This window comes from Streptococcus sp. 10824 (genome assembly GCF_013276595.1).
Classification (GTDB): domain Bacteria; phylum Bacillota; class Bacilli; order Lactobacillales; family Streptococcaceae; genus Streptococcus; species Streptococcus pseudopneumoniae.
Map to the genome: position 1 here is coordinate 1 of NZ_VMLH01000076.1, position 6,750 is coordinate 6,750.

Annotated in this window: 6 protein-coding genes, 2 pseudogenes and 1 riboswitch; of the genes and pseudogenes, 1 reads left to right on the top strand and 7 read right to left on the bottom strand. The window is 43.2% G+C overall.

Annotated elements, in window-relative coordinates; all coding sequences use genetic code 11:
• Nucleotides 1-106, top strand: a pseudogene (locus HT701_RS07150) (IS30 family transposase); the annotation flags it as partial.
• 128 nt (nucleotides 107-234) lie between these two features.
• Here HT701_RS07150 and HT701_RS07155 read toward each other — a convergent pair.
• The 7 genes and pseudogenes from HT701_RS07155 to HT701_RS07185 form a co-directional block, all read right to left on the bottom strand.
• Complete coding sequence (locus tag HT701_RS07155) at nucleotides 235-2,667, bottom strand: ATP-dependent Clp protease ATP-binding subunit (RefSeq protein WP_079252987.1); 2,433 nt, start codon at nucleotides 2,665-2,667, stop codon at nucleotides 235-237.
• A gap of 1 nt (nucleotide 2,668) precedes the next feature.
• Entirely contained in the window at nucleotides 2,669-3,127 is a 459-nt protein-coding gene (locus HT701_RS07160) for a CtsR family transcriptional regulator (RefSeq protein ID WP_172924319.1), read from the bottom strand.
• A gap of 118 nt (nucleotides 3,128-3,245) precedes the next feature.
• The gene (locus HT701_RS07165) at nucleotides 3,246-3,974 is read right to left on the bottom strand and encodes an ABC transporter ATP-binding protein (RefSeq protein WP_172931370.1); all 729 of its coding nucleotides are present in this window, start codon (nucleotides 3,972-3,974) and stop codon (nucleotides 3,246-3,248) included.
• Nucleotides 3,974-4,981: an ABC transporter substrate-binding protein gene (locus HT701_RS07170; RefSeq protein WP_172931371.1), complete on the bottom strand. Its 1,008-nt coding sequence runs from the start codon at nucleotides 4,979-4,981 to the stop codon at nucleotides 3,974-3,976. The genes HT701_RS07165 and HT701_RS07170 overlap by 1 nt, the downstream gene beginning before the upstream one ends.
• Before the next feature lie 38 nt (nucleotides 4,982-5,019).
• Complete coding sequence (locus HT701_RS07175; protein WP_166730803.1) at nucleotides 5,020-5,778, bottom strand: ABC transporter permease; 759 nt, start codon at nucleotides 5,776-5,778, stop codon at nucleotides 5,020-5,022.
• Nucleotides 5,741-6,031 carry a thiamine-binding protein gene (locus tag HT701_RS07180; protein WP_138704777.1) on the bottom strand — a complete coding sequence of 97 codons (291 nt, stop codon included), beginning with the start codon at nucleotides 6,029-6,031 and terminating at the stop codon, nucleotides 5,741-5,743. Before HT701_RS07180 ends, HT701_RS07175 begins: the two co-directional genes overlap by 38 nt.
• 70 nt (nucleotides 6,032-6,101) lie before the next feature.
• Nucleotides 6,102-6,204: riboswitch (TPP riboswitch) on the bottom strand.
• A 111-nt stretch (nucleotides 6,205-6,315) separates the two neighbouring features.
• Nucleotides 6,316-6,750, bottom strand: a pseudogene (locus HT701_RS07185) (group II intron maturase-specific domain-containing protein); the annotation flags it as partial.

Below are 6,750 nucleotides of genomic sequence, written 5' to 3' on the forward strand. Positions count from 1 at the left end.
CGATGCCTCTTGGGAAAGGGGAACTAATGAGAATCACAACAGGCTCATTCGGAGATGGTTACCTAAGGGAACTAAGAAAACGACTCCCAAAGAAGTCGCATTCATCTAAAATTGGATTAATAACTATCCTAAAAAATGCTTGAACTACAAATCACCCAGAGAAGACTTCTTCATGGCTAACTTGAACTTGAAATTTGGCAAAAGAGAATCAAGATTACTCCTGATTCTCCATTTTTATGCAATATCAAATTTCAATTGGCCTGCTTTGACACCAATCTTAAGTGTGCTGCCTGCCACCAAATCTCCCTTAAGAAGAAGTTCTGCCAACTTGTCTTCCACTTCTGTTTGCAGGGTTCTGCGAAGTGGACGAGCTCCCATCTCTGGGTCATATCCTTGATTTGCCAACAATTTCAGTGCAGAAGCTTGTAATTTCAAGTCAATGCCTTTTTCAGCCAAACTTGCCACTAAAGGTTTGACCATAATCTTCACCACTTCCTGCATATGGTCACTAGACAGGCTATGGAAGACCACCTTTTCATCAATACGGTTGATAAACTCAGGTCTATAAGCCTTTTTCAGCTCTTCAAACATGCGTTTTTCCATATTTTCCTGGTCAAAACGAATATCCTTAGCTCCAAAACCGACGGTCTTGTCATCCCGAAGGGCTGTCGCACCAAGGTTTGACGTCATGATGATAATGGTATTTGAAAAGTCAACCTTGCGGCCCTTGCTATCGGTCAAGACACCATCATCCAAGACCTGCAAGAGCACATTAAAGATATCTGGGTGGGCCTTCTCTACCTCGTCAAAAAGGAGAACGGAATATGGTTTGTTGCGAACCTTCTCGGTCAACTCCCCACCTTCTTCATAACCCACATAACCCGGAGGAGCTCCATTGAGACGGCTGGCTGCAAATTTCTCCATATACTCACTCATATCAAAGCGGATAAGGGCTGATTCGTCATCAAAGAGAACTTCTGCCAAAGCCTTGGCCAATTCGGTCTTCCCGACACCTGTGGGTCCTAGGAACATAAAAGAACCAATCGGACGCTTGTGACTGCGAATCCCTGACTGATTGCGGCGAATAGCACGGCTAACGCTTGAAACTGCTTGATCTTGACCGATGACACGCTTGTGTAGTTCAGCTTCCAAGTTCAGGTATTTCTTAGCGTCAGTCTGAGTCAGTTTTTGGACTGGGATACCTGACAATCGACTCAAGGTAGTCAAAATATCAGACTCTGTTACCAAGTCTTTATAGACAGGCACTTGCTCTTCTTTTGCGATTAGCTGAGCTGCCTGTTTCCACTTGCCATCCATCAAGGCCTTGTCAGCTGGACTCAAGCCTGAATCGTCTACTTTTACATGCTTAGCCTTATTTTGCACTGTTGCTGCTGCTTCATCTAAGAGGTCTATAGCAGAGTCTGGCAAATGGCGACTAGTCAAGTAACGATGGGCCATCTTAACGGCTGTTTCGACCGCTTCATCTGTGATTTGCACACGGTGATGTTTCTCATAAGTCGCCTTCAAGCCTTGCAAAATGGCCATGCTGTCTGCCACACTTGGCTCTTCAATCGTCACTTTAGCGAATCGACGAGAAAGGGCCGCATCTTTTTCGATGTGTTTTTGGTATTCTTCCTGAGTGGTGGCACCAACCGTTCTCAAAGTTCCACGCGCCAAGGCTGGCTTCAAAATATTGGCCGCATCCAGAGTTGAGTCAATTCCACTCCCAGAACCCATGATAGTGTGGAGTTCATCGATAAAGAGGATGACTTGGCCATCTTCTTCAATATCCTTGATGATATTGTTCATGCGCTCTTCAAAGTCACCACGGAAGCGTGTCCCTGCAACGACATTCATCAAATCAAGCTCTAACACGCGCATCTTAGCCATTTCCACAGGCACATCCCCACTAGCAATACGCTGAGCAAGACCAAGCGCCAGAGCAGTTTTCCCGACACCAGCATCCCCAACCAAGACAGGATTATTCTTTGTCTTCCGACTCAAGATTTGAATCATACGCGAGATTTCCTTGTCCCGACCGATGACTGGTTCTAACTTGCCAGAACGAGCTTGCTCTGTCAAATCATGCGTATAATCCTCGAGACCACCACTCGGAGTCTGGGGCATACCCATCATATTAGCCATAGAATTTTGCTTGTCAGCTACTGTACGATGGCGTTGGCGTAGGGCCTTGAGGTCTTCACGAGTCCAGCCTGCCCGTTCTTCTAAATTTCGGCGAAGAGCAGCAATCTTGACCTGATCTTTCTTGTCTTCATAAGAAAAACCAGCCCTCTCCAAAATACGAGTCGCCAAGGCATTGCCATCATGCAAAATCGCATAGAGGACATGCTCTGTCCCTAATACCTTAGCATGGACCACTGACGCTACATACTCTGCTTCGTCAAAAAGAACCTGCAAACGACGGGAGAACGGCAACTCCGTAAAAGTTTCATACTGTCTATAGTCCGTTTCAGTCAGTTCCAAAGCCACCTCTTCTAAACGGTCCATCTCATATGGATAATCGTTTAAAGTCGCCCCTGCCACACTATAACTGTGATTGGACATGGCAATCAACAAGTGCCAAGACTCTAGGTAACCAGCTTCAAAATGGCCAGCCACCATGTAGGCACTCTCGATACATTCATTCAATGCTTTTGAATAGTTCATCTTACTTCCCTTTTCTATCTACCTCTTGTATAACCTGTCGTAGCATATTAGCTCGAAGGACTGGAGCTTCTTCTCCTAGGACGCAATCCAAAGCTACTGCCACAAGCAAATTCATCTCCTGCTTGGTCATCAATTCCTGCTCAACCAAAAGCTGTAGAATATCCTCATAAATTTCTTGACTGACCTGCTCACCAATTGAGTAAAGCAGCTCCCTGAGCATTTCATGATGACTAGAAAACTCAATCCGTCCTATACGAATATAGCCTCCGCCACCACGCTTACTTTCAACCAAGTAGCCTCTACTTTCGGTAAAGCGTGTCTTGATCACATAGTTAATCTGACTAGGGACAACCTGAAAGGTATCAGCCAACTGACTCCGTTGCAACTCCACGATACCAGATTGATCTAAAATCGCCTTGATGTAGGCCTCAATATGATCCGATGTATTTTTAAATCTCATAACAAACCCACCTCTCTCTTTAAACCTTGACCTTGTTTGACTATTATACCGAAATTTTCTCATTTTTAAAAGAAAAAGGGCGCTGGTAAAGGATAATCTTCACCAACTCCCTATTTTTCTACTTATCTAAGCCTAATTCTGCCAAGATTTGACGTTTGTAGGCAATCTTTTGGACTTCCTTATCCTCATCTTCAGACCAATCTAGTTTAATTTCTGAAACAATCTGCCCAGGGCGATTTTTCAAGATATAGATGCGGTCGCTGAGATTGAGGGCCTCCTCGATACTGTGAGTAATAATCAAGGTTGTTAGCTGCAACTGCTTGTGAATTTCAAGGTACCAAGCGTGGAGTTCCATCTTGGTCATCTCATCCAAGGCACTAAAGGCCTCATCCAAGAGAAAGAGCTTGTGCCCGAAAAGGTAAGTTCGAAGCAAGGCTACACGCTGACGCATCCCACCACTGAGTTCATGAGGGTATTTATCTCTTACAGCTGTCAACTGGAAGGTCGCAAGAATGTCATCTGCTCGGGCAATAGCTTCTGCCTTATCCACTTTTTGAATCAAGAGAGGCAGAATGATATTACCAAGCACCGTCTTGTGCTCCAAGAGCAGATCCTTTTGCAACATATAACTCACGCTCCCCTTGGGATTTTCTTCACCATCAAGGACAATTCTCCCTGACTGAACTTCTAAAATCCCAGCGATTAGATTAAAGAGGGTGGTCTTTCCTACACCACTTGGGCCTAAGATAGAGACCACTTCACCTGAAGTGACTTTCAGATTGATGTCCTCTAAAATCCTCTCTTGACCATAGGCATAACTGACGTGTTCTAGTCTTATTTCTGTCATTATTTCACAAATTCGTTGGTGAAGCCTTTGTCTGTCAAGTCTTCTTTAAGGATACCATTTTCTTTATCCCATTTGTAGAAGGCATTCCAGCGAGTTGCATCAAATTGACCCCATTTTTCCTTGTCGCTTGCGTATTCTTTTGACAAGTATTTTTGAGATTCGATGACAAAGTCACGTTTTTCCTTGAGTTCAGGTGCATTCTTGATGAGGATATCAGCTGCTTCTTCCGGATGCTCCATGGCATATTGGTAACCTTTTTTAATAGCTTGGATGACTTTACGAGCTTCTTCTTTGTTATCTTTCAAATAGTCGTTGTTTGCGATGATGACTGGTGAGTAGTAGTCAAATTCTTTAACGTAGTCTTTCAAGTACATAAAGTTAGCATCTACACCTTGAGATTTAGCAAGAATTCCATCCCATCCATAGTAGATCCAAGCAGTGTCAAATACTCCATTGGCAATCGGTGTGATCGAGTTTGAATCGTTATTTGGTACTTTTTCGACCTTCTCAAAGTCTCCACCTTGAGATTCTACCAAGGTTTTCAACATAGCAAGTTCAGTTGGGTCATTCCAAGTCCCATATTTCTTACCAACCAAGTCTTTTGGACTGCTTACATTATCAGATTTACGAGAGATGATTCCTGATGTATTGTGTTCAACAATAGCTGCAACGGCAGTGATTCCTGCTCCTTTTTCCAATTTCTTAGCCATGTAGTCTTGGAAATACACTGCAAATGGTGCCTTTCCGTTGATAACCAAGTCAGAAGAACTTTCTTCTGGTGGCAATTTCAAATCAACATCCACTCCAGCTTCTTTGAAATAACCTTTTTCCTTGGCAACATAAAGCCCTGTGTGGTTAGTATTTGGTGTCCAGTCTAGGATAAAGTCGATCTTCTTGAGTTCTGCCTCTTTGTTGTCTTTAGAAGCAGTTCCTTGACCACAAGCTACAAGCACAACAGCTACAAGAGCTGTTAAAACAGTTAAAAACACTTTCCATGTTTTTTTCATTTTGATTTCCTCTTTTCTTTTTCAGAAACATCCTAATTCTACGAACGTTTCCATTTAATAACATATTTTTCACTGACATCAACCAGCTTCATACCCAGAAGACTGATAATCGATACCAGAATAATAATAGCAAACATGGTATCATACTGAAACAGTTTCTTGGACTGAATCATGTAGACACCAAGACCCTCAAAGCCTCCCAACCACTCAGATACCACTGTTGTGATAAAGGCGTAGGAGACACTGACCCTCAGACCTGCATAAAAGTAAGGCAGGCTGACTGGAATTTTAAAATGCCACAAGATTTGCCAAGGCTTGGCCCGCATCAGACTAAACAAGGTCAGCATATCCTTATCGCAATGCCTAAAACCGTCCAAAATGCTGACGATGATGGGAAAGGTTGTCGTTAAGATAATCAAGACAATCTTGGGCAAAATCCCATAACCTAGCCACAAGACCAGGATAGGAGCTATGGCAATGGTCGGAATGGTCTGAATGACCACCATCATAGGGTAAATCAGGTCATTGAGCCAAGTCAAACTATCCATGAGCACAGCCATGAGACAGGCAATCAAGACTCCCAAAATCAGCCCCAGTAAAGCCACTCTCAAAGTCGCCCAGCTATGGTGCCAGAGAAATTCTCTATCACGCACAAAAGACTGGAGGATTTCAAGAGGTGTCGGCAGGATAAACTTGGGGAGAAGTTTAAGAAAACCTGCTAACTGCCAGATTGACAAGACTCCCAGAAAACCCAATAGACTAATGTGTCGTCTCAGCATACTTTTCAAGTTTCTCATCAATACTTAAAATCTCTCCTACATTTATTTTGACATTGGCAAAGACATTATCTGCCTCCTGCCCTGCCACTTCCAGCGCTTCTTTTAGAATGCGCATAAGCTCATCAAACTCCCCTTCCAAGACCGTTTCAAATGGTGTCACTACCATCGTCACTTCTTGAGTTTGCAGATAAGCAATGACCTGATCAATAACAGCTATCCGATCAATCCCCTGTGCTAGGGGTAAAACTTGCAAGGCAATGCTTGCTTTCATAAGAACCTCCTCTTCTCGTTTTCCTTTTTAAAAAAAGAAAAACCTTTACCATACATGGAAAAGGTGCAAAATTAGACTAAGTATCGTTCCCTCCGCTGGCATTACCCAGATCAGGTGCGGTCGAAGTTTAACACTTCCTCTCAGACTGTACACAGACTCCCATATATTATATGTATATATGATAGCGCAAAATAAGAAAAATGTCAAGGAAATTGCTTAATCGAGTAGGGGATAATCTCTAGCCCCTCTCACACCACCGTACGTGCCGTTCGGCATACGGCGGTTCAACTAACTTTTAACGCATGTCGTTCAAGGTAATAATCCAAACACGAAACCAGTCCACGTTTTTCAAGGACTGGTTTTGATATAGCACGTTTAGTACCGACTTCTGAGCTACTAATTGATAATGGTCACCCCAGCCAGATACCTTATCTGCTATCCATTTAGGAACTCCTAACTTAAGCAATCCCCATAATCGTCTCGATTTCTTCTTCCATTGCTTCCAGATAATCACTCGTAGGCGAGTACGCAAGCGCTCATCTATGCTGGTGACAATACTTTTCATATTTCCCAATGAGAAATAGTTTATCCATCCTCGAATGGACAAATTCAGTTGCTCAATACGTCTTGTTAGGTCTATACTCTCCTCTGTGTTAGTTTCTTCAATTTAAGCTTAAATCTCCGAACACTATCTTGATGGGGACGACTTTTCCAACCAT

What these genes read in the sequence shown, in the direction of transcription:
- HT701_RS07180 (WP_138704777.1), bottom strand. Translation starts at nt 6,031, where the DNA reads ATGAAAGCAAGCATTGCCTTGCAAGTTTTACCCCTAGCACAGGGGATT.
- HT701_RS07175 (WP_166730803.1), bottom strand. Translation starts at nt 5,778, where the DNA reads ATGAGAAACTTGAAAAGTATGCTGAGACGACACATTAGTCTATTGGGT.
- HT701_RS07170 (WP_172931371.1), bottom strand. Translation starts at nt 4,981, where the DNA reads ATGAAAAAAACATGGAAAGTGTTTTTAACTGTTTTAACAGCTCTTGTA.
- HT701_RS07160 (WP_172924319.1), bottom strand. Translation starts at nt 3,127, where the DNA reads ATGAGATTTAAAAATACATCGGATCATATTGAGGCCTACATCAAGGCG.
- HT701_RS07155 (WP_079252987.1), bottom strand. Translation starts at nt 2,667, where the DNA reads ATGAACTATTCAAAAGCATTGAATGAATGTATCGAGAGTGCCTACATG.
- HT701_RS07165 (WP_172931370.1), bottom strand. Translation starts at nt 3,974, where the DNA reads ATGACAGAAATAAGACTAGAACACGTCAGTTATGCCTATGGTCAAGAG.